General features: G+C 70.7%; 22 protein-coding genes. 9 read left to right on the top strand and 13 right to left on the bottom strand.

Features of this window, described 5'->3' with window-relative positions; all coding sequences use genetic code 11:
• Positions 1–127: 127 nt before the first annotated feature.
• The gene (locus J7E89_RS19905) at positions 128–394 is read left to right on the top strand and encodes a hypothetical protein (protein WP_214975351.1); all 267 of its coding nucleotides are present in this window, start codon (positions 128–130) and stop codon (positions 392–394) included.
• Positions 395–421: 27 nt separating this feature from the next.
• On the opposite strand, the gene J7E89_RS19900 is transcribed toward J7E89_RS19905, so the two are convergent.
• Positions 422–1,162, bottom strand: coding sequence for a ferritin-like fold-containing protein (locus J7E89_RS19900; protein WP_214975350.1), 741 nt, complete (start codon positions 1,160–1,162; stop codon positions 422–424).
• Positions 1,163–1,614: 452 nt separating this feature from the next.
• Between J7E89_RS19900 and J7E89_RS19895 the strand changes: the two genes are divergently transcribed.
• Positions 1,615–3,639, top strand: a complete 2,025-nt coding sequence (locus J7E89_RS19895; RefSeq protein WP_251060784.1) for a DEAD/DEAH box helicase — start codon at positions 1,615–1,617, stop codon at positions 3,637–3,639.
• A gap of 67 nt (positions 3,640–3,706) precedes the next feature.
• Positions 3,707–4,546, top strand: a complete 840-nt coding sequence (locus tag J7E89_RS19890; RefSeq protein ID WP_214975348.1) for an alpha/beta fold hydrolase — start codon at positions 3,707–3,709, stop codon at positions 4,544–4,546.
• 14 nt (positions 4,547–4,560) lie between these two features.
• Here the strand turns inward: J7E89_RS19890 and J7E89_RS19885 are convergent, their stop codons facing one another.
• On the bottom strand, positions 4,561–5,478 hold the full coding sequence (locus J7E89_RS19885; protein ID WP_214975346.1) for an NYN domain-containing protein: 918 nt from the start codon (positions 5,476–5,478) through the stop codon (positions 4,561–4,563).
• Positions 5,479–5,680: 202 nt separating this feature from the next.
• Here J7E89_RS19885 and J7E89_RS19880 point away from each other — a divergent pair, with 202 nt between their 5' ends.
• A complete protein-coding gene (locus J7E89_RS19880; protein ID WP_214975344.1) occupies positions 5,681–5,833 on the top strand; it encodes a hypothetical protein in 153 nt (50 codons plus the stop codon).
• Positions 5,834–5,914: 81 nt separating this feature from the next.
• On the opposite strand, the gene J7E89_RS19875 is transcribed toward J7E89_RS19880, so the two are convergent.
• From J7E89_RS19875 to J7E89_RS19860, 4 genes are all read right to left on the bottom strand, one after another.
• Positions 5,915–6,520 carry a MarC family protein gene (locus J7E89_RS19875; protein ID WP_214975342.1) on the bottom strand — a complete coding sequence of 202 codons (606 nt, stop codon included), beginning with the start codon at positions 6,518–6,520 and terminating at the stop codon, positions 5,915–5,917.
• A 64-nt stretch (positions 6,521–6,584) separates the two neighbouring features.
• On the bottom strand, positions 6,585–7,451 hold the full coding sequence (locus J7E89_RS19870) for a PHP domain-containing protein (protein ID WP_214975340.1): 867 nt from the start codon (positions 7,449–7,451) through the stop codon (positions 6,585–6,587).
• A gap of 93 nt (positions 7,452–7,544) precedes the next feature.
• Positions 7,545–8,183 carry a DUF6758 family protein gene (locus J7E89_RS19865; protein WP_214975338.1) on the bottom strand — a complete coding sequence of 213 codons (639 nt, stop codon included), beginning with the start codon at positions 8,181–8,183 and terminating at the stop codon, positions 7,545–7,547.
• Positions 8,184–8,261: 78 nt separating this feature from the next.
• On the bottom strand, positions 8,262–8,846 hold the full coding sequence (locus tag J7E89_RS19860; protein WP_138900912.1) for a suppressor of fused domain protein: 585 nt from the start codon (positions 8,844–8,846) through the stop codon (positions 8,262–8,264).
• A 493-nt stretch (positions 8,847–9,339) separates the two neighbouring features.
• Between J7E89_RS19860 and J7E89_RS19855 the strand changes: the two genes are divergently transcribed.
• Positions 9,340–10,455 (top strand): magnesium and cobalt transport protein CorA, encoded by a 1,116-nt coding sequence (locus J7E89_RS19855; RefSeq protein ID WP_214975336.1) that lies wholly within the window; start codon positions 9,340–9,342, stop codon positions 10,453–10,455.
• Here J7E89_RS19855 and J7E89_RS19850 read toward each other — a convergent pair.
• On the bottom strand, positions 10,433–11,365 hold the full coding sequence (locus J7E89_RS19850; protein ID WP_214975334.1) for a DMT family transporter: 933 nt from the start codon (positions 11,363–11,365) through the stop codon (positions 10,433–10,435). The genes J7E89_RS19855 and J7E89_RS19850 overlap by 23 nt on opposite strands.
• 128 nt (positions 11,366–11,493) lie before the next feature.
• Between J7E89_RS19850 and J7E89_RS19845 the strand changes: the two genes are divergently transcribed.
• Positions 11,494–12,012, top strand: a complete 519-nt coding sequence (locus tag J7E89_RS19845; protein WP_214975331.1) for a hypothetical protein — start codon at positions 11,494–11,496, stop codon at positions 12,010–12,012.
• Here J7E89_RS19845 and J7E89_RS19840 read toward each other — a convergent pair.
• Positions 12,009–12,779, bottom strand: a complete 771-nt coding sequence (locus J7E89_RS19840) for a hypothetical protein (RefSeq protein WP_214975328.1) — start codon at positions 12,777–12,779, stop codon at positions 12,009–12,011. The two genes, J7E89_RS19845 and J7E89_RS19840, sit on opposite strands and share 4 nt — an antisense overlap.
• A gap of 174 nt (positions 12,780–12,953) precedes the next feature.
• On the opposite strand from J7E89_RS19840, the gene J7E89_RS19835 reads away from it, so the two are divergent.
• From J7E89_RS19835 to J7E89_RS19825, 3 genes are read left to right on the top strand one after another with little or no spacing between them, the layout of a single operon-like run.
• On the top strand, positions 12,954–14,255 hold the full coding sequence (locus tag J7E89_RS19835; RefSeq protein ID WP_214975326.1) for a magnesium transporter MgtE N-terminal domain-containing protein: 1,302 nt from the start codon (positions 12,954–12,956) through the stop codon (positions 14,253–14,255).
• Positions 14,245–14,832 carry a DUF1003 domain-containing protein gene (locus tag J7E89_RS19830; RefSeq protein WP_214975324.1) on the top strand — a complete coding sequence of 196 codons (588 nt, stop codon included), beginning with the start codon at positions 14,245–14,247 and terminating at the stop codon, positions 14,830–14,832. Before J7E89_RS19835 ends, J7E89_RS19830 begins: the two co-directional genes overlap by 11 nt.
• Before the next feature lie 43 nt (positions 14,833–14,875).
• The gene (locus J7E89_RS19825; RefSeq protein WP_214975322.1) at positions 14,876–16,009 is read left to right on the top strand and encodes an Mrp/NBP35 family ATP-binding protein; all 1,134 of its coding nucleotides are present in this window, start codon (positions 14,876–14,878) and stop codon (positions 16,007–16,009) included.
• Between the two features lie 69 nt (positions 16,010–16,078).
• On the opposite strand, the gene J7E89_RS19820 is transcribed toward J7E89_RS19825, so the two are convergent.
• The 5 genes from J7E89_RS19820 to sigE all read right to left on the bottom strand — a co-directional run bounded on the left by J7E89_RS19820 (position 16,079) and on the right by sigE (position 20,915).
• Positions 16,079–16,762, bottom strand: coding sequence for a hypothetical protein (locus J7E89_RS19820; RefSeq protein ID WP_214975320.1), 684 nt, complete (start codon positions 16,760–16,762; stop codon positions 16,079–16,081).
• 119 nt (positions 16,763–16,881) lie between these two features.
• A complete protein-coding gene (locus tag J7E89_RS19815) occupies positions 16,882–17,361 on the bottom strand; it encodes a sec-independent translocase (protein WP_214975318.1) in 480 nt (159 codons plus the stop codon).
• 140 nt (positions 17,362–17,501) lie between these two features.
• A complete protein-coding gene (locus tag J7E89_RS19810; protein ID WP_214975316.1) occupies positions 17,502–19,070 on the bottom strand; it encodes a S1C family serine protease in 1,569 nt (522 codons plus the stop codon).
• Positions 19,071–19,164: 94 nt separating this feature from the next.
• Entirely contained in the window at positions 19,165–20,139 is a 975-nt protein-coding gene (locus tag J7E89_RS19805; protein WP_214975313.1) for an anti-sigma factor, read from the bottom strand.
• Complete coding sequence (gene sigE, locus J7E89_RS19800; protein WP_214975311.1) at positions 20,136–20,915, bottom strand: RNA polymerase sigma factor SigE; 780 nt, start codon at positions 20,913–20,915, stop codon at positions 20,136–20,138. Before sigE ends, J7E89_RS19805 begins: the two co-directional genes overlap by 4 nt.
• Positions 20,916–21,046: the final 131 nt, after the last annotated feature.

Genomic DNA, 21,046 nt, shown 5'->3' with positions numbered 1-21,046 from the left:
ACCGGGCCGGTTTCAGTTTGTTCACTTCGCAGGCCGTTCGCAGGCCCCGGGGAGGGTTGCCTTCCTCGAGGCGGGGGTAGTACGGGCTACGACCCATTTGCACCCTGGCTGCGCGGGAGGAAACCACGTGATCTTGGAAGCTCTCGGCTCTATTGCCCTCGGATTCGCCCTTGCCTGGGCGGCTGCCCACCGGCTCGCGGACCGGCTGCCCTCACGGCGCCTGGTCCTGGCCGCGGGCCCGCTCGGGGCCCTGTTCGGTGCGTACGTCACTCATTCCGCACTGGGGCCCGGTCATGTCGTCGCGACACTGATCGGCGCGGTGGCGGTGGGAGCGGTCCTGCTGTCGCTCCTCATCCGCCCCAGGGGTCGCATCCGCCGTTCGGCGGCGGCGTAACGTCCGGTCGCTCGTCCGTCTGCGGGGTTACGCCGCCAAGCCGAGTGCCGCCATGCGCTTCGTGTGGGCCTCGGTGATCCGGGAGAACATCCGCCCCACCTCCGCCAGGTCGAAACCGTCGGCGACGCCGCCCACGAGCATCGTGGAGAGCGCGTCGCGGTCCGCCACGACCCGCTGCGCCTGCGAGAGCGCCTCGCCCATCAGCCTGCGTGCCCACAGCGCGAGCCGGCCGCCGCAGCGCGGGTCGGCCTCGATCGCGGCGCGTACCTTCTCCACCGCGAAGTTTCCGTGCCCCGTGTCGTCGAGCACGGCGAGCACCAGCCCGCGCGTGTCCGAGTCGAGCCGCTCCGCGACCTCGCGGTAGAAGTCACTGGCGATCGAGTCGCCGACGTACGCCTTGACCAGCCCTTCGAGCCAGTCGGACGGCGCCGTCTGGCGGTGGAAGTCGTCCAGGGCCTTCGCGAACGGCTCCATGGCCGCCGTCGGCTCCTCGTCGATCGCGGTCAGCCGGTCCCGCAGCCGCTCGAAGTGGTGGAACTCCGCCGACGCCATCTTCGCCAGCTCGGCCTTGTCGGCGAGCGTCGGGGCGAGCTTGGCGTCCTCGGCGAGGCGCTCGAAGGCCGCCAGCTCTCCGTACGCGAGCGCGCCCAGCAGGTCCACGACCGCGGCGTGGTAATTCGGCTCGGTGGACGCCGTCGCCCAGTCCTGGGCGGCGATACCGGTCCGGGGCGTCTCTTCGGGTGCAGTGGCGTTGTCAGGCGTCTCCATGAACCGCACAATAGCCCGCCCTGTGCGGTGCGTAAGGGCCTGGTCAACCACTCACGTCACACCGATCCGGGAAATCGTCCCAACACACATGCGCGAATCCGGGGTACAGTGGTAATGCGCCTCGCAGAGTGCCCAGGGCATTACGCGGCGCATTTGAATGAGGATGCCCGGTCGGTGGCCCGATCGGCTCCGACCCGACAGCCCTCCACGCGGGGCGTACCAAGGCGTACGACCGCAAGATGAGGGGCCCCCTCAGCGGCACGAGCGCTTGAGCGACGGCACGTGGTCCCGCGCCTCCCGGCCCATTTTTTTGGCCGGACGAACACCAGGCACGGTACGACCCCCTTCGTTCGCGTCGCGTCGCGTCTCACAGAAGAGGCAGCACCCTGACTACGTTCCGAGACCTCGGGATCCTTTCCGAGACCGCCGAGGCCCTTGAGGCCGTCGGCATCATGTCCCCCTTTCCCATCCAGGAGATGACGCTCCCCGTCGCGCTTTCCGGCAGCGACGTCATCGGCCAGGCCAAGACCGGCACCGGCAAGACGCTCGGCTTCGGCCTTCCGCTGCTGGAGCGCGTGACCGTCCCGGCGGACGTCGAGGCGGGCCGGGCAGCGCCCGAGAAGCTGACCGAGGCCCCGCAGGCGCTCGTCGTCGTACCCACGCGTGAGCTGTGCCAGCAGGTGACCAACGACCTGCTGACCGCCGGCAAGGTCCGCAACGTGCGCGTGCTCGCCATCTACGGCGGCCGTGCGTACGAGCCCCAGGTGGAGGCGCTCAGGAAGGGCGTCGACATCGTCGTCGGTACGCCCGGGCGTCTGCTAGACCTGGCCGGCCAGAAGAAGCTCGACCTTTCTCACGTGCGGTCGCTCGTCCTCGACGAGGCCGACGAGATGCTCGACCTGGGCTTCCTGCCCGACGTCGAGAAGATCATGAAGATGCTTCCGCCGAAGCGCCAGACGATGCTGTTCTCGGCGACCATGCCGGGCGCCGTCATCGGCCTCGCCCGCAAGTACATGTCGCAGCCGACGCACATCAGCGCCACGTCGCCCGACGACGAGGGCGCGACCGTCGCGAACATCACGCAGCACGTCTTCCGCGCGCACAACATGGACAAGCCGGAGCTCGTCTCCCGCATCCTCCAGGCCGACGGCCGCGGACTCGCGATGATCTTCTGCCGTACGAAGCGCACCGCGGCGGACATCGCCGAGCAGCTCGAGAAGCGCGGCTTCGCCTCCGGCGCGGTCCACGGTGACCTCGGCCAGGGCGCGCGTGAGCAGGCGCTGCGCGCGTTCCGCAACGGCAAGGTCGACGTGCTGGTCTGCACCGACGTCGCCGCGCGCGGCATCGACGTCGAGGGTGTGACCCACGTCATCAACTACCAGTCGCCCGAGGACGAGAAGACGTACCTGCACCGCGTCGGCCGCACCGGCCGCGCGGGCGCGAAGGGCATCGCCGTCACGCTGGTCGACTGGGACGACATCCCGCGCTGGAAGCTCATCAACAAGGCGCTGGACCTGCCGTTCGACGAGCCGGAGGAGACGTACTCCACGTCTGCTCACCTGTACGAGATCCTGAGCATCCCCGCCGGCACCAAGGGCATACTGCCCCGGGCCGACCGGACCCGCGCGGGTCTGCGCGCGGAGCAGGTCGAAGACCTCGGCGAGACGGGTGGCCGCGGGCGCAAGTCCGCACCGGCCGCTGCGGCTGCCGCGCCGGCCGTCGTTGAGGAGCGTGCCCCGCGTACGCCGCGTCAGCGTCGTCGTACGCGCAATGGTGCGCCGCTGTCGGCCGACGAGGCGACTGCTGTTTCGGCGCCCGTCGAGGCGCCGGAGGCCGCTACGGCCACCGACGCTCCTGCCGAGCCGCGCACTCCCCGCCGCCGTCGCCGCACCCGTGCGGCCGAGGCCGCCGTGGAGACGGTGGAGGCCCCGGTCCCCGCCCCCGCGGCGGAGCCCGAGGCTCCGACGAAGCCCCGTCGGCGTACCCGCGCCGCGAAGCCGGTCGAGGCCACCTCCGAGGCAACCGCGACCGCTACCACGACCGCTGAGGCCGAGCCGGAGGCCGCTCCGGCCAAGGCACCGCGCCGCCGCAGCCGCGCCGCCGCCGTGGACACCGCCGAGGCCCAGGTCCCCGCCCCCGCGACGGAAGCCGAGGCCCCGAAGGCACCGCGCCGCCGCACCCGCGTGGCCGCCGACGTGGACACCACCGAGTTCCAGATCGCCCCCGCGGCGGAGCCCGAGGCTGCGAAGGCTCCCCGTCGCCGTACGCGCGCCGCGAAGCCGGTCGAGGCCACCGCCGAGGCAACCGCGACCGCCGACAAGGAGTCCGCACCGGCCAAGGCACCGCGCCGCCGCACCCGCGCCGCCGCCGTGGACACCGCCGAGGCCCAGGTCCCCGCCCCCGCGACGGAGACCGACGCCCCGAAGGCGCCCCGACGCCGCACCCGCGCGGCCGTCGCCGCCCAGCCGGAGAGCTGAGCGAACCACTCCTGATGGCCCGGTCCCCGTTCGCGGGGGCCGGGCCATCAGCCGTTAGCCTCATCGCATGAGCAGGCCGCCGACGTTCACCCCGCCCCCCGGTACCCGCGCGCTCGCCCTGCGCACGTCGCGCGGCGTATTCGCCGCGCTCGAAGCGCAGCCACAACGCGCGGAGCCCAGGGGTACCGCGCTCCTGCTGCCCGGCTACACGGGGAGCAAGGAAGACTTCATCGCGATGCTGGTGCCGCTCGCGGACGCCGGCTACCGGGTCGTCGCCATCGACGGGCGCGGGCAGTACGAGTCCGAGGGCCCGGACGGCCAAGAGTCTTACGCCCAGCGGAAGTTGGCGCTCGACGTACTCGCGCAGGCAGAGGCTGCCGGTACGCCGGTACACCTCGTCGGGCACTCCCTCGGCGGTCAGATCTCCCGTGCGGCCGTACTCAACGACGCTTCGCCGTTCGCGTCGCTGACACTCATCTCGTCGGGCCCCGCCGAGGTTTCGCCCGCGCAGCAGCAGAAGATCGCACTGCTGACGCAGGCCCTCGGTGCCATGACCATGGCTCAGGTGTGGGAGGCGATGCAGGCGCTCGACCCGCCGGAGGACGCCGAACTCGACAGCAGCGCCCTGCGCGCACGCTGGCTGCGACACGCCCCCGGGCAGCTCCTCGCCACCGGCAGGCAGTTGACGGGCGAGCCGGACCGCGTGGACGAACTCGCCGCGGTGGGACTGCCGGTGCATGTGGTCTCGGGGGCTACGGACGACACCTGGCCCGTGCCGCTGATCGACGAGATGGCCGAACGGCTCGGCGCGTACCGGACGGTCATCGAAGGCGCCCAGCACTCACCGAACACCGACCGACCGGAGGAGACCGCGAAGGCGCTGGCAGGGTTCTGGGACGCTCTGTAGTACCCGTCGCAGGCTCAGTACTGCGCCTGGAGGTGCTGCCAGAAGCCGTCCCGCAGCGCCCGGCGCAGGTCCGCGTGGCCGCGCAGGGAGCGCTGGAGCAGCCGCTCCGCCTCCACCAGAAGCTCCTGGTCGACCGAGCCCGGCAGGTACGGGTGGCCCGGCAGCAGGTCGGCCAGTGATTCGCGGCCCCGCGCTCCCAGCCACGCAGCCGCGATCTGCGCGCCGATGAAGCGGACGTCCTCGCGGGTCGGCCGCGGGGTGCCCTCGTTCTCGTACGTCGTCACCGGGCGCCGTGTGACGTACGGCTTGCAGAATTCGAGGTCGAACGTGCGCTGGCTGTCGACCTCCCACAGGAGCGGTTCTGCCTGGTTGCGGCCCTCGCCCGCTTCAATGCCCCACAGGTGGACCCGCGCGCCGTACCCCTGGGCCGCCTCGACCGCCGACACCAGGTCCTCGTCGCCGCCCACCAGCGCCGCGTCGCTGATCGCGCGGTGCCTGGCCAGCGATTCCAGGTCCGTACGGATCAGGGAGTCGACGCCCTTCTGCTGATTGTTGGCGTTGAGGTTGCCGAGGCGGACCTTGACGTCGGGCAGCTCGGCGATCGTCTGCTGCTCGGCGGTGTGGATGCGGCGCCTTGCCCCGTCGTACCAGTAGACCCGCAGCAACCTGCTGTCCGCGAAGATCGTGCGGGCCTTGTCGATGAAGGCCTCGATGATCCCTTCCGCGTCGAGGTCGAAGGACCTGCGGTCCTCGGTCCCGGTCACCAGCAGGCCCGCCGCCGCGTACACATACCCGGCGTCGACGAAGATCGCATGGGTGGAGGGGGTCTTCGCCACCTCGGCGAGCATGCGCTGGAGCAGCTCGTTGGTGCGTTCCAGGCGGGCGGTGACCCTGGCCAGTTCAATGGGGCCCGAAGGCTGTGCGTCGTCCATACGGCTCTCATTGTCCGTGGCGTGAGCGAGCGGGCACAACCGGTCCCGCTACCAGTGAGTATTTAGAGAGTCGAAAGTTTTCTTTAGCGTAGGGAATGACTGTGGCGTGCACACCGTTGTAACCCTTAGAGAACGCGGGGCGCCTAGCCTCGCGTTCCCACACATAGTTCTCCAGCAGGAGGATCAGACGAAGGGAGAAGCCTTGCGCTTCGAAATCATGCGCCTGGACGACGTCGACGGCTCCGCCGTTGACAGCACCGTCGTGGACGCCGCCTCCGTCAACCGGATCGTGCAGCGGGCCGCCTCTGTCGGCCAGCGCATCTATATCCGCCCGGCCGAGACCTCGGCTTCATAACACTCAGCAGTAGTGGTTTCAGTTAGAGGTAAGCGCCCCCGTACACCGTGTACGGGGGCGCTCGTGCGTCAGCGGCGGCCGTCAGCTGCCCTGGATCACCTGGGTGACGCCGTTGATGATCTGCTGCACCGCGATCGCGGACAGCATCATGCCCGCGAGCCGCGTCACCAGGACCACGCCGCCGTCCTTGATCACGCGGATGATCAGCAGCGAGTAGCGCATGGTCAGCCACAGGACCACGTGCATCACGACGATCGCCGCCCACACCGAGACCTGCGCCTTGACGCTCTCGGCGTGCTGTACGGCGAGGATCACCGAGACGATCGCACCCGGACCCGCCAGCAGCGGCATCCCCAGCGGTACGAGCGCGACATTGACGTCCTTGGTCTGCGTCGGCTCGTCGGTCTTGCCGGTGAGCAGGTCGAGCGCGATCAGAAGCAGCAGCAGACCACCCGCGATCATCAGCGCGGGAACGGAGACATGCAGGTAGTCGAGGATCTGCTGGCCGAGGACGCCGAAGACGGCGATCACGCCGAAGGCCACAGCGACGGCCTGCCAGGCCATCCTGCGCTGCACCTTGGCAGGCCGCCCAGAAGTCAGGCCGAGGAAGATCGGCGTGATCCCCGGGGGGTCCATAATCACAAAAAGGGTGAGAAAGAGGGATCCGAAAACGGCAAAGTCGAGCACAGTGAGGCCTTGCGAGAAGAGGGGTCGTACGAGGGAGGGGGTACAGCGTTACGGCGTTACGGACTTACGGAAGGAGACTTCCGCCCGCGCCCGGCACCGGGAACGCGCCGGTCGCCCGCCGCGTGATCTCGCCGTAGATCTCGGGGTCCGTGGTGAACTCCCCGAGCCGTACGGTCTTGCGGCTGCCGTGGTAGTCGCTGGACCCGGTCGTCAGCAGCCCCAGATCGGCGGCGAGGCCGCGGATGCGCGCGCGGGTCGGCCCGTCGTGGTCCATGTGGTCGACCTCGATCCCGTCGAGGCCCGCGGCGGCGAGCGCAGCTATCGCGCTCTCGGAGACGGTGTCGCCACGCTTGGCCGCGCCGGGGTGCGCGAAGACGGTGACTCCGCCGGCCGCCTTGACGAGGCGGATCGCGTCGAAGGGGTCGAGTTCGTGCTTCTCGACGTACGCACGGCCGCCGTTGGCCAGCCAGTCGGGCGTAAAGGCGTCGGAAACGCTCTCGACGACGCCGAGTTCCATCAGCGCGGACGCGATGTGCGGTCGGCCGACCGAGCCGTCTCCGGCGATACGGGCGACCTGGTCCCACTCGATCGGTACGCCCAGCTCGCGCAGCTTGCCGACCATGCCCTGCGCACGCGGCACCCGGTCGTCCCGTACCAGCTCACGCTCACGCGCCAGCTCGGGCTCGTCGGGGTCGAAGAGGTACGCCAGCATGTGCAGCCCGATGCCGTCGAGGCGGCAGGAGAGCTCGGCACCGGTGACGAGGGTCAGCCCCGCCGGAAGCGCGGCAATCGCCTCGGCGTGGCCGCGCGTCGAGTCGTGGTCGGTGAGCGCCACGACGTCGAGTCCGGCAGCCGCGGCGTTACGCACCAGCTCGGCGGGGGTGTCCGTGCCGTCCGAAGCCGTGGAGTGGGTGTGCAGGTCGACGCGCACGACGCTTGACTCCGGGGCTCGGCGGGACGGGGGGACCGGTCAAGGATAGCCGGGAATCGAACGCCCCCGGTTCCGGCCGAGCTCACCCAGGGCTCAGCACAGGAGCCGCGGCGACAGCGCGCCGCACGGCACCAGGTCCACCTCCGCGCCCGCATCACGCAGATCGGTCAGTATCAGTTCGTCGTACATCATCAGGCCCGACTGCTCCGGCCAGACGATCGCCCACAGCCACAGTCCGCACGCCTCGCCCGCGAAGACCGCGCGGTCGTCCGGAACACCGGAGAGATGCCACAGGGGGGTCGGCCGCCCTGCCGCCAGGAGCTTGGCCTGGGGCGGGCTGTCCATGTTGATGTACGCCCCGGGATCGGGCCCTTTCACGCCCGCGTAACGCGCACCGAGGCCGACACCGAGCTCCTCCGCGACCAGCAGCATCTCGCCGAGGCCGCCGAGCGGCCCGGGCCCCGAGCAGGCGACGACCGTGGCGCGGGAGCCACTGCGGTCGTCCCCCGCGCACGCCACCCCCGTGAACAGCCAGCCGACGGGGAGTGGCCACGGCATCCACACCGGGACCTTGGCCCGCTTCAACGCGACGGTGAGCGCCTCGACGCTGGGCGGGACCACGGGCTGCAGCGGGTGCACCACCCCGTGCACATCACACTGCCAGGAGTCGGCAAAGAGACCGGGCGCCCTGACCCGGCCACCGCACTTCGGGCAACTGGGTTCGCCCCTCATAGGGCCCAACGGTCCTCCCCGGCCGTCCCCGCGTCAAGGACGATCACCCGTCCGGCGCCGAATCCACGCATCGGACGATCAGTCGAGAGGCACCGATGCTCGCAGCGGGTCGCGCAGGTCCGTGCCGTGGGACAGCCAGCGCTCCTGGAGCTCCTGCGCGCCCTTGACCCGCTTCCACGCCGCCTCGTTCGGCGTCATGGGCAGCAGGGGGAGGAAGCGCACGGGGTCCATCGGGGCGTCCAGCTCCAGATCCTCGACCAGGCCACCGGACTCCGCGACCAGTACGGAGCTGAAGGGCGCCCCCGGCCACAGCGGCTCCCCCAGGTCCAGCGAGGCGCCCGGGGCCACGATCACGCCCTCGACCTGCGGGGACGCCGCCAGGACCGCGAGCGGGCGCAGCACCTTGTCGGTGTCGGCGAGGCCCGCTCGTACCGACAGGACCAGCTCGGCGCGCGGGCCCTTCACCGGATCGGCGAGGACCGCGGTCGGGTCGGCCATCGGCTGGGCCGACATACCGAGGGTGGCGTAGCGGATGACGTCACCGTCCACAAAGCGCAGTACCTCCATACGGTCCGTACCGAGGAACGTGACAGCGGCGCGCGCGTCCGGTTCGCCCAGCGTCGTACGCAACCGGGCTTCTACCAGCGCAAGAACATCTCCCATGCCCGCGAGCATAAGTCGCGTATGGAACGGGCAAAGGGAGAGCCTTGACACAACAGTGGGCTGATACTCTTGGCCGCTGGTCAGGGCAGCACGCAGAAGCGTGGCTTTCGAGCCCCGACATCACGTCATCCCCCAAGGGGGACCGGCCGGAGGAGGTGGGGCTGCGGTGGATCGAAGTCGTCCCGGCAGTACCAACCGCTCTTCCGCACCGTCAGTGTTGTCAGCGTTCTCGCTGTTCCCCAGGGTTCTCCCCGGGGCCTGAAGCCCTTCGTACCCGGTCGCCAGCCGGTGAAACCAACGGGGCTCACGGCACTTCGCGCGACGGAAGAGCACTTCGTTTTTGCCTGATCCGTGTCTGAGCGAACGCCGTCACCGCGTCCCCGCGGTGCCGCCCGCTTTGCCGACGTACGGCCGCCCCGATGCCGTGGCCCGCACGTCTCCATTCCGGGCAGTGCCACGCCTCGCAGACGGCTTCTCCGTGAAGGAGCCCGCCATGTCGATGATCCGTGACCTGCGCGCAGCGGTCCGTCCGTCCCTGCGCAAGAGCAGCGCCGTGTACAGCAGTTACGACACCACCCGGGACCCGTCCGCGAGCAGCGCGGTCGTGGACTGCGCGGTCTACCGCGACGGGCGCCGGCTGAAGAACGCCGAATGCCTCACTCCGCACGAGGCGATGGTCCGCGTCCGGGAGGGCGGCGGCTTCGCGTGGATCGGTCTGCACGAGCCGACCGAGGCCGAATTCGCCGGTATCGCCGCCGAGTTCGGGCTGCACCCGCTGGCCGTGGAGGACGCCGTACACGCGCATCAGCGGCCCAAGCTGGAGCGGTACGACGACACGCTCTTCACCGTCTTCAAGACGATCCACTACGTCGACCACACCGAACTCACCGCCACCAGTGAGGTCGTGGAGACCGGCGAAGTGATGTGCTTCACCGGCAAAGACTTCGTCATCACCGTCCGGCACGGCGGCAAGGGCTCGCTGCGCGCCCTGCGCCACCGGCTCCAGGACGACCCGGAGCTGCTGGCCAAAGGGCCTTCGGCGGTGCTGCACTCGATCGCCGACCATGTCGTCGACGGGTACATCGCGGTCGCGGCCGCCGTGCAGGACGACATCGACGAGGTCGAGATCGACGTCTTCTCCGCGCCCGCCAAAGGGAGTCCGCGCGGCTCGGACGCCGGACGCATCTACCAGCTCAAGAGGGAAGTCCTGGAGTTCAAGCGGGCCGTGGCCCCGCTCCTTCGCCCGATGCAGCAGCTCAGTGAGCGGCCGATGCGGCTCGTCGACCCGGACATCCAGAAGTACTTCCGCGACGTCGCGGACCACCTCGCGCGCGTGCACGAAGAGGTCGTCGGCTTCGACGAGCTGCTGAACTCGATCCTCCAGGCGAACCTCGCGCAGGCGACGGTCGCCCAGAACGAGGACATGCGAAAGATCACGTCCTGGGCGGCGATCGTGGCCGTACCGACGATGATCTGCGGCGTGTACGGCATGAACTTCGACCACATGCCGGAGCTGCACTGGCGGTACGGCTATCCACTCGTCCTGGGCTCGATCGTGGTGGTCTGTGTGTCCATCCACCGCACCCTCAAGCGGAACGGCTGGCTCTGACGACGAGCGCGAGGCCGGCCAGGATCACCAGCAGGGCGGGGTAGGCGGCCACCGGCGGCTGCTGCCCCAGCCAGAGGGCGGCGATCAGGGCGGCGCCCGGGGTCTCCAGGAGTATCGCCGTCGAGGTGACGGAGGGGCCCAGGGTGCTCACGACGCGGTTGAGGAGGGAGTGGCCGAGGAGCTGGGCGGCGGCGGTGAGAGCGGCGAGCTGGAGCCAGGTGGTGGCGCTGTACCCGCCCAGGTCGGCGCCCGCGACCAGGCAGGTCGCCAGCAGCACCAGCGCGGTGGTGGAGTAGCAGACGTAGGTGTACGCCGTCGTGCTCACCGTCCGCCGCACCTCGGCCCCGAGCAGTACGTACCCGGCGGCGGCGATGCCGCCGCCGAGCGCGAGCGCGTCGCCCGCGAGGGCGCGGGGCGAGAGGGTCATGTCGACGCCGGTAAGGATGACGACGCCGACGACGGCGAGCACGGTACCGGCCCACACCATGCGGGGCGGCCGGTGGCCGCGCATCCGCAGGAGGATCGTCGTCCAGATCGGCGTGGTGGTGCACAGCGCGGTCGAGGACGCCACGGAGGTCATCCGCAGGCTGGGCAGCCAGAGCCCGAAGTGCAGGGCGAGCAGCGCCCCGGCCGCGACGGCGAGCAGCAGCGGCCTGCGGCCGATGCGGCGCAGCTCGGCACGGTGCTTGAGCAGCACCACCGGGCTCAGTACGCCGACCGCCATGGCGTTGCGCCAGAACGCGATGGCGAGCGCGGGGGCGGCGGTCGCCGCGATGAGCGGCGCGGAGAACGACACGCTGGCGACGGCGACGCCGAGGAGGACGAGGTCGATGCGGGGCGCGGCGTGGAGTCCGGGCGGCTGCGGGGTCTGGGTTCTGCTGCCGTCGGTGCGGCGGGCTGTTGCGGGCACGGGCTCACGGTAAGGGGCGTGGCTTTATTACGGAACTGTCCGAACTGGGGCTGGGGGCTTGCCCCCGGTTCGGGAAGGGGCGGGTAGGGGAAAGGCTCCGCAGGACACCGCCTAGTAGGCTTGCGGCCATGACGCAGACCTTGCTCGACCAGGCCCTCGTCGAGGAGGCCACCAAGAAGTCCGGGCTCATCTGGGTGCGCGGCACCGGCCCCGCCCGATCGCTCTGGCACGTATGGCACGACGGCGCCGCCTACGTAGTAGGAGACGGCCCCGGCGAGCAGCCCTTCCCGGGGCTCGCCGACGGCGGAAGCGCCGAAGTGACCGTACGCAGCAAGGACAAGGGCGGCCGGCTCGTCACCTGGACAGCCACCGTCACCGAGCACCCCGCCGGGACCGACGCCTGGGACGCGGCCGTAGCCGAGCTCAAGGGCAAGCGGCTGAACGCTCCCGACGCCGAGCAGATGACCGAGCGCTGGGCCCGCGAATGCCGCGTACTGCGCCTGGAACCGCAGAGCGTGACCACCGACCTCCCGGACGGGTCACTCGCCGCCGCCCCGCTGCCGACGAGCGCCACGACGCGGCTGCCCGTACCGGCAGGGCTGCCGCGCCTCCTCATGAAGCGCAAGAAGAAGCGGCAGAAGGACTAGGACGGGTCCGACGTCTTGGGAAGCTGGCCGCCGTAGTCAAGGGTCTCGCCCTTGCCCGGCGCCTCCAGCGCGAACTCCTTGTCCCAGTCGGCCAGCCTGACCACGCCCGCCCCGCCCGCCCGCTCCAACTTCAGCGGATACGGCGTGCCCATCAGGGACACGGCCAGGCTCCCGCCGACGCCCTTGCCACCGATGACCTCGATCGTACGGACGCCGCCGACCCGCTCGCGCTCGCCCTTGGTCAGCTTGCCGTGCAGCCCGAGCAGGCCGTCGAGCAGTACGTCCTTGTCCGTGAAGCCGCGCAGCTGGTCGTACGCCGGGTCACCGTCCGGGACCTTGACGTACTTGTCCTCCAGCTTGCCCGCGGCCGCCTCGTCGGACTCCGACGGCTGCCCCGTCCCGTGGTCCCAGAAGTCGGCGCCTGCCTTCATGAAGAGCTCGTCGTCGATGCGCAGCAGTTCGAACGTGCTGCCCTTGGAGGTCACGGACCCCGTGCCGCCGTCCTCCTTGAGGCGCATGTCCAGCTTGTACGAGCGTCCCTTGCTGACGACGGTGCCCGAGAGCCGCACCGACTCCGCGTCGCGCGCCGCGTTCCGCGCCTTGGCCTCGATGGCCGATGCCGAGAGTCTGCCCACCCCGTTCGTCCCCTTGTCCGGGTCCGGTTTCGGTTCCTCACCGCAGGCGGTGAGCGCCGCGGTCAGCCCGACGCACACGACGCCGAGTAGGGCAGCCCGGCGGGCTCGGGCGGCCGGGGGAAATGCAGTCACAAGCGCACTGCCTCTCATGCGGGTGTCCGGGGTGGCAGCAGGCAGCGTACCTGTGCTGTCTACGCCGTCCGGCAGAGAGCCGTCCGGACGGCCCCTTTGGAGCGGTGCCGACCGGCACGAGCTAGCCTGAAGCCGTTATCGGCCCCGTTTTGTCCACAAAGTGAGGCGCACCATATGGCATCAGGCGCCCCCCGGGTCTTCGTCTCGCACCTCGCGGGCATCGCCGTGTTCGACCCGAACGGTGACCAGGTCGGCCGGGTCCGTGACCTGGTCGCGATGCTGCGCGTCGGCAACCGGCCACCGCGCCTGCTCGGCATGGTCGTCGAGGTGGTGAGCCGGCGCCGGATCTTCGTCCCCATGACCCGCGTGACGGGTGTCGAGTCGGGACAGGTCATCACGACGGGCGTGGTCAACATGCGCCGCTTCGAGCAGCGTCCGACCGAGCGCCTTGTCCTCGGTGAACTCCTCGACCGCCGGGTGCGCCTCGTGGACACCGGGGAAGAAGTCACCGTCCTGGACGTGTCGATCGTGCAGCTGCCGGCCCGCCGCGACTGGGAGATCGACAAGGTCTTCGTACGCAAGGGCAAGGGCGGTGCGCTGCGGCGTCGCGGGGAGACGCTGACCGTGGAGTGGTCAGCGGTCACCGGCTTCTCGCTGGAGGAGCACGGACAGGGCGCGGAGAGCCTCCTGGCCACCTTCGAGCAGCTGCGCCCGGCCGACCTCGCCAACGCGCTGCACCACCTGACGCCCAAGCGCCGCGCCGAGGTGGCCGCCGCGCTCGACGACGACCGGCTCGCCGATGTACTCGAAGAGCTGCCGGACGACGACCAGGTGGAGATCCTCGGCAAGCTGAAGGAGGAGCGGGCGGCCGACGTCCTGGAGGCGATGGATCCGGACGACGCCGCCGACCTGCTGTCCGAGCTGCCCGAGGAGGACAAGGAGCGGCTGCTGATGCTGATGCGGCCGGACGACGCGGCCGACGTACGGCGGCTGCTCGCGTACGAGGAGCGGACGGCCGGTGGTCTGATGACGACCGAGCCGATCGTGCTGCGGCCGGACGCGACGGTCGCGGACGCCCTGGCCCGTGTACGGCTGCAGGACCTCTCCCCCGCGCTGGCCGCGCAGGTGTACGTCTGCCGGCCGCCGGACGAGACGCCGACGGGCAAGTACCTCGGGACGGTGCACTTCCAGCGGATGCTGCGCGAGCCGCCGGGCACGCTGATCGGCTCGGTCGTGGAGTCCGACCTGCCGCCGCTGTCGCCGGGCACGTCACTGCCCGCCGTCACGAGCTACCTGGCGGCGTACAACATGGTCGCCGCCCCGGTCGTGGACGCGAGCGGCTCGCTGCTCGGCGCCGTGACCGTCGACGACGTACTCGACCACCTGCTGCCCGACGACTGGCGCGAGACGGAGTTCCACGAGCCGCCGCAGACGCCGGGGGTCGCGCGACACGGGAGGACCGCCCGTGGGCAGTGACAGGAACGCCGAGCCGAGGGAGCGGGGCCGGACCGCCACGGGCGCCAGCGCGCTGCCACGGGCGTCCCGGGCGCGCCTGGACCAGCCGCGCCCCGCGCGCAAGCGGCTGCTGCCGGAGTACGACCCGGAGGCCTTCGGCCGGTTCTCGGAGCGCATCGCGCGCTTCCTGGGCACGGGCCGCTTCCTCGTCTGGATGACTCTGACCATCGCTCTGTGGGTCGTCTGGAACATCTTCGCGCCGCCCGCCCTGCGCTGGGACGAGTACCCGTTCATCTTCCTGACGCTGATGCTGTCTCTCCAGGCGTCGTACGCCGCCCCGCTGATCCTCCTCGCGCAGAACCGCCAGGACGACCGTGACCGCGTCACCCACGAGCAGGACCGCAAGCAGAACGAGCGGTCCATCGCCGACACCGAGTACCTCACACGAGAGGTCGCGGCGCTGCGAATGGGGCTCGGCGAGGTGGCCACCCGGGACTGGATCCGCTCGGAATTCGTGGACCTGGTCAAGGATATGGAGGAGCGGCGCTCCGTATTCCCGCCCGAACCCGCTTCCGAGAGTGACGAAGCCGACCGCTGACAGGGCTTTCCCCGTGTGGCGGTACGCGCCGTACCATCGGCGTATGGCTATGGAAGACGCGGTGCGCGAAGCACTGGCGACGGTGAACGACCCCGAGATCCACAAACCGATCACTGACCTCGGCATGGTCAAATCGGTGGAGATCGGGGCGGACGGCGCGGTTGCCGTCGCGGTCTATCTCACCGTCTCCGGCTGCCCGATGCGCGAGACCATCACGAAGAACGTGCGCGAGGCGGTCGAGCGCGTCGAGGGTGTGACAAGCGTCTCCGTCGAGCTCGACGTGATGAGCGACGAGCAGCGCAAGGAGCTCGCGGGCGCGCTGCGCGGCGGCACCGCCGAGCGCGAGGTGCCCTTCGCCCAGCCCGGCTCGCTGACGCGCGTGTACGCGGTGGCGTCCGGCAAGGGCGGCGTCGGCAAGTCCTCGGTGACGGTCAACCTGGCCGCGGCGATGGCGGCGGACGGGCTGAAGGTCGGCGTCGTCGACGCGGACATCTACGGCCACAGCGTGCCGCGCATGCTCGGCGTGGACGGCAGGCCCACCCAGGTCGAGAACATGATCATGCCGCCGTCGGCGCACGGCGTGAAGGTCATCTCGATCGGTATGTTCACCCCGGGCAACGCTCCCGTGGTGTGGCGCGGGCCGATGCTGCACCGAGCGCTCCAGCAGTTCCTCGCGGACGTGTACTGGGGCGACCTGGACGTGCTGCTGCTCGACCTGCCGCCGGGCACCGGTGACATCGCCATCTCGGTGGCGCAGCTTGTCCCGAACGCCGAGATCCTTGTCGTGACGACGCCTCAGCAGGCGGCGGCCGAGGTTGCCGAGCGGGCCGGCTCCATCGCCGTACAGACCCACCAGAAGATCGTCGGCGTCGTCGAGAACATGTCCGGCCTGCCGTGCCCGCACTGCGACGAGATGGTCGACGTCTTCGGCTCCGGCGGCGGCCAGAAGGTCGCCGAGGGGCTGACGAAGACGACCGGTACGAACGTGCCGGTGCTGGGCTCCATCCCCATCGACGTACGGCTGCGGGAAGGCGGCGACGAGGGCAAGCCCGTCGTGCTCAGCGACCCGGACTCGGCGGCGGGCGCCGCTCTGCGCACGATCGCGGGCAAGCTGGGCGGCCGCGCACGCGGCCTGTCGGGCATGTCGCTGGGCATCACCCCGCGCAACAAGTTCTGACGCATCCGAAGGGGGGCGCCGCTCCGAGCGAGCGGCGCCCCCCTTCGTCGTACAGCCGCCTCTCGGCGCTCAGTCCTGGTCGTACGTCGTGATGTCCTTGACCACCGAGAACCCGAGCCCGTACGCGCTCATCCCGCGCCCGTACGCCCCGAGGATCACGCCGTCCTGCCCGGCCCCCGCGAGCACCCAGCCGTATTCCGACTCGCGGTAGTGGAAGGGCGTCGGTACGCCGTCCACCGGCAGCGACAGCGACGACCAGGCCGGCCCCGACAGGTCGTCGGCCAGCTCGAAGGCCGTCTCGGTCTGCTGGTCCAGCCAGTCGTCTCGCAGCGAGTGGTCCAGCTGGGCGGGCCAGGTGGACAGGAGCAGGCCCGAACCGGCCAGCCAGGCGGCGGAGGAGACCGAAGTGGCCTCCAGTACGCCCGTACCGTCGCCGCTGCGCCGCACGGGGCTGCTGGCTACGGTGACAACCACCGCGAAGCGTTCCTTCTCCTGGCCATCGTCGGCGGCGGTGGGCCGTATCGACGGCTCCTCGCCGTGGCCCGTGGAACCGTGCTGCACCGTGCCGTCCGCCGCCGTGCCGACCTGCATCAGCCAGCGGGGCCCGGTGAACGCGTCATCCAGTCCGTACCAGGGGAAAGGTGCCCGCAGATAGCCGTCGACCGTACGCCGGGCTGCTGGCACCCCCTCCGCTGTGGACGTGCTGGGCGTCAGGGGTGCTCCCTGCGCTCCGACCCGACTCGTGGTCTCCATCTATCCGGCCGCCTCCTTGTTCCGTGGCGTCCGGATACGGCCCGCCCCCCTCGGGCGTCCTCACATCCGGACAGATGGAGGATATCCACCTTGGTGCGGCTCGTAGGGAAGGGCAGGGCTCAGGTGGCGTCGGCGTCGAACGGCGGCCGCTCGGCCTGAGCGGGGCTTTCGCGCTTCCTGAGCAGGTCGGGGATGCCGGTGGAGTCCTTCGACAGGTTCGCCTTGCCGGCCGAAACGTTCGAACCGCTCGCCGATGCGGCCGACGACCCGCTGTCGCGCCCGTGCACCGCGTCCGCGACCTCGGCCATCTCGCTCTTGAGGTCGAAGCTGCTGCGGATCTCCTTGAGCCCGAGGTCGTCGTTGTCCATCAGCTGCTTGCGGACAAAGGTCTTGGGGTTCAGGTCCTCGAAGTCGAAGTCCTTGAACTCCGGGCCCAGCTCGGAGCGGATGTCCTGCTTGGCGCTCTCGGAGAACTCACGGAGCTTACGGATCATCCCCGAGGCGTCCTGGATGAGCTTCGGCAGCTTCTCCGGCCCGAAGACAAGCACGCCGAGAACCACGAGCGTCACCAGCTCGAGTGCGCCTATGTCACTGAACACCTTGTTGCTCCTTGGGTTCTCCGCGCCCGCGGGTCGGTGGGCCTCCCCGCCGCAGGCAGAGGACCGGTCCGGGCCCGGTCCACGGTACCCGCCCAAACTGTCCGGACGGTACCTTCACGTAACACTCGGGCGCCCGTCTCTCAGTCGCTGTCCGCCGAGCCGAGCGTCACGGACACCGTGCGCTCCTCGCCCGCGCGCACCACGGTCAGTTCCAGCCGGTCGCCGGGGCGGTGGGCGCGGATCTTGACGATCAGCTCCTGCCCGTTGTGCACCTTCTGGCCGTTGACCTCGGTGATGATGTCGCGGGGCTTGATCCCGGCGCGGGCGCCGGGACCGCCGGGTGTGACCGACGGGCCTTCGGCGCCCTTGGTGCCGACGCGGGCGCCGTCGCCCGCGTACTTCATGTCCAGCGTCACACCGATCACCGGGTGCGTCGCCTTCCCGGTGTTGATGAGCTCCTCGGCGACGCGCTTGCCCTGGTTGATGGGGATCGCGAAGCCCAGACCGATGCTGCCGCCCTGGCTGCCTTCGAGGCCCGCGCTGTTGTCCGCCGCGCGTATGGCGCTGTTGATGCCGATGACCCGGGCGTGGGCGTCCACCAGCGGACCGCCGGAGTTGCCCGGGTTTATCGGGGCGTCGGTCTGGAGCGCGTTCACATAACTCACGTCGCTGCCGTCGCCCTTCTCGCCGCCCGCGGTGATGGGCCGCTCCTTGGCGCTGATGATCCCGGAGGTCACGGTGTTCTGAAGGTCGAACGGCGCGCCGATGGCCACCACCGGGTCACCCACCCGGACGTTCTCCGAGTTCCCCAGGGGCAGCGGCTTCAGGCCGTCGACCCCGATGACCCGGACGACGGCAAGGTCGTAGCCGCTGTCCTTGCCGACGAGCTTCGCCTTCGCGGTCTGGCCGCCGCTGAAGGTGATGTTGATGGTGCCGTCGGCTCCGGCGGGCTCCACGACGTGGTCGTTGGTGAGGATGTGGCCCCTGGCGTCGAGTACGAAGCCGGTGCCCGTGCCCTGCTCGCCGGCCCCGCTGACGTGCAGCGTGACGACGCTCGGCAGGGCGCTGGCCGCGATGCCCGCGACGCTGCCGGGTGCGCGGCCCTTGTAGTCCTCCTGCTGCGCCTGCGGCAGTTCGACGCGGGCGATGCCGCCGTTGCGTTCGATGTACGCCCCGACGCCGCCGCCGATGCCGCCGGCGACCAGGGCGACCAGCAGCGCCCCGACGAGCAGCGTGCCCCGGCGGCCCTTCTTCGGCCGGCTGCCGCCCGCGGGGTCACCGGGGTGAGTAAGCGGCTGCTGGGGCACGCCCCAGGGGTCGTACTGCAGCCACTGCGAGGGCTGGGGCTGCTGGGGCGGCGCCATGGCCACTCCAGCCCCGTTCGTCACAGGCGCCGCGTGCGCTCCCGGTGCTCCCGGTGCTCCCGGTGCTCCCGGTGGTACGAACGTGCCGTGCGGCGGGGTCGGCACCGGGCGCTGCACGGGCGGCGCGGGCGCCCAGGGCCCCGGGCCTCCGTACGGCGGCGTGGCGTACGGATCGGGCGCGTGCAGGGGCTGCGGACGCGGCTGCGGGACAGCCACGGCGACTTCGGCCGCGCGGACCGCATCCGATTCCGATTCCGAATCCACGGCGGACTGCGCCGGCTCCCGCTCCGGTTCGGGACGGCTCCACCACTTTGCCTTCGGCCCGGTGGGCTTGCCCTCGTCCATGCTCTCCCCGCAACCCCACGAGCACGCCCGCAGGGCCGTGCCACCTCGTTGTCCGTGCCCCCACGGGGGCACCCCTCCCAGGATTCAACCAGTCTCAGGGAGAAACGGGCAGTCCGGGCTGTGAAGGAGTGGCCGACTGAAGCGGCGGCAGCGACAGCGACAGCGGCACGGTCACCGACGGACGGTGGCCGGGGGCGTACGCCAGCGCCAGGGCGGAACCCGACCGGCGTATCAGCGGCAGGGGGGTCTGACCGGTGAGTGCGGGCGCCGAGAACGGCTGCGTCAGCGCGTGCCCCTGCGCGCCGCCCTGCCCCGTCCCCGCTCCTAGGAGCCTGGACGGCACGGCGGCGTTGGTTCCGGCATTGGAACCGGCGCTCGCACTGGCACTGGCTGCGAGGAGGCTGTTGCCCGTACTGCGGCGGCGGTTGTTCTCCGCGACGACACCGGTCGGGCTTGGCGCGCGCTGGGGCGTGACGTTGTTACCCGAGCCGCCGCCCCTCGCGGTGGTTTCGCCGACGGAGCCGACCGGCATGGCGCCGCCGAGCGCGAACGCCGCGAGCGACACGGCGCTCGCTGCCGCGAAGGCCAGCCGCCTCCCGCGCCCGCCGGAACGCTCCGCCTCGGCGCGGCCCACGTCATGGATGCGGAAGCCACGCCCGGGCGCGGCGCCGGGAAGCACGCCGACGTGCCCGGCGGCCGGTGCGTACTCGAAGTCGAAGTTGTTGCCGGGTCTGCCGGGTCTCGCTCGCGGGGTGTCGGGGCCGAAGACCCCGTTTCCGAAGCCGCCCTGTCCGAACGGCCTTGGGCCGTCGCTGTCGTCACCCCCGGGGCCGCCTCCGGGCAGTCCCTGGAGACGGGCGAGCAGTCCCTCGGAAGGCGGCGGCGGCGCGGTCGTCGAGAAGACGCTCTTCAGGCGGCGCTGTTCGTCGGCCTCCGCCTTGCACTTGGCGCAGGTCGCCAGGTGCGACAGGACGCGCTCGCGGACGTCATGGCTCAGCTCGCCGTCCACCAGGGCGGCCAGCCGGTCCCCCAGGTGCTGTTCGGCAGAGGTCGGTCGGGTGCCACTCACTCGACTCCGCCCTCTCCGCCCACCACGGTGACGCCGCTGCCCACGCTCGCGAGCGAGCGCTGCTCGGCACGCGCCTCGGGAGACCGGTGCTGCAGAGCCTTGCGCAGGTGGGAGCGACCACGGTGGATCCGGCTGCGTACGGTCCCGAGCTTGACGCCCAGCGTCGCGGCGATCTCCTCGTACGACAGGCCTTCGATGTCGCAGAGCACGACCGCCGCACGGAACTCGGGGGCGAGGGTGTCCAGCGCCTGCTGCACGTCCGCGTCGAAGTGGGTGTCGTTGAAGACCTGCTGCGGGGACGGCTCGCGGCTCGGCAGCCGCTCGGCCGCGTCGTCGCCGAGCGCGTCGAAGCGGATGCGCTGCTTGCGGCGGACCATGTCCAGGAACAGGTTGGTCGTGATGCGGTGCAGCCAGCCCTCGAAGGTGCCGGGCGTGTACGTCGACAACGACCGGAAGACGCGGACGAACACCTCTTGGGTGAGATCCTCGGCGTCGTGCTGATTACCGGTCAGGCGGTAGGCAAGGCGGTAGACGCGACCACTGTGCGTGCTGACGATCTCCTCCCAAGTGGGAGGGGTCCACGCCTGAGATTCCGCATCTGAGGCGAACGTCGCGGTCTGCGCGGAGTACGTGGAAGGTGTGCGGTCAGCAATGTCGGTCACGGATTTCGGCTCACCCGCCGACCTGAGAAAGCGCCGCAGCACTCCTCCCCGATCCACAGGCGCAGCCGCACCTCCCCTATCGGCTCTGGTGGTGTCCAGTGGAGCCCCTACCATAGCCACCTCGCCCGTTAGCTCCGGATAAGCATCTTTACGCGAATTTGGAAGCCGCATGCGGTCCTGATCCATGTCTCCCCCTGTCCTCTTTCAACGCCCGGTCCCATCTGCGGGTTCCCGACGTCAGCGGA

This window comes from Streptomyces sp. ISL-100, from assembly GCF_018614615.1.
Taxonomy (GTDB): domain Bacteria; phylum Actinomycetota; class Actinomycetes; order Streptomycetales; family Streptomycetaceae; genus Streptomyces.
The sequence above is the reverse complement of the archived record's forward strand: the minus strand, read 5'-3'. Positions and strand labels throughout refer to the sequence as shown.